Annotated in this window: 2 protein-coding genes; both read left to right on the top strand. The window is 68.4% G+C overall.

Features of this window, described 5'->3' with window-relative positions; all coding sequences use genetic code 11:
* Positions 1 to 237 (top strand): SemiSWEET family sugar transporter (locus AC1DWF_RS36715; protein ID WP_476843351.1); only part of this gene is annotated, 237 nt, incomplete at its 5' end.
* A gap of 36 nt (positions 238 to 273) precedes the next feature.
* On the top strand, positions 274 to 589 hold a 316-nt coding region (locus AC1DWF_RS36710), incomplete at its 3' end, for a GntR family transcriptional regulator (RefSeq protein ID WP_476843350.1).

Here is a 589-nt window from a genome sequence, read left to right as displayed (position 1 = left end):
CCGCAGGCCTGGAAGATCATCCGCACGCGCGACACGAAGAGCATCTCGGCCGGCACCTATGCGCTGACCGTCGTGGGTTTCACACTCTGGCTCGCCTACGGCGTCCTGCTCGGTCAGTGGCCGCTGATGCTGACCAACGCCATCTGCTGCGCGCTGGMCGGCTTCATCCTCGTGATGGAGCTCCTCCCCGCGGAGAAAAAGGAAGCGGTCGCCGAGGCGATTGACCCGAAAGGCTGATTCCCGCTCATGTCGCCGCTTCGGCAAGGAGGCGGCATGGGCGAATCGGAACGAGGGACGCATGCCCAGCGCATCCGCGACCGCCTGCGCGCCGACATCCTCAAGGGCCGCCTGCCCATGGGAGCCCGGCTCAAGATCGTCGAGCTTGCGCGGCAATACGACAGCAGCCAGATGCCGGTGCGCGAGGCGCTGCTGCAGCTGCAGGGCGAGGGGCTGGTCCGCATATCCCCCCACAAGGGCGCGGAGGTGCGCGCGGTGGACGAGCGCTTCGTCCGCAACATCTACGACATCCGCGAGATCCTGGAGGTCTTCTTCGCCCGGCGCGCCGCCGCCGTCGCCACGCCGCGCGACG

The sequence above is a fragment of the Aminobacter sp. P4_D5 genome (assembly GCF_056401815.1).
This window is presented reverse-complemented; position numbering and strand designations above follow the sequence as displayed.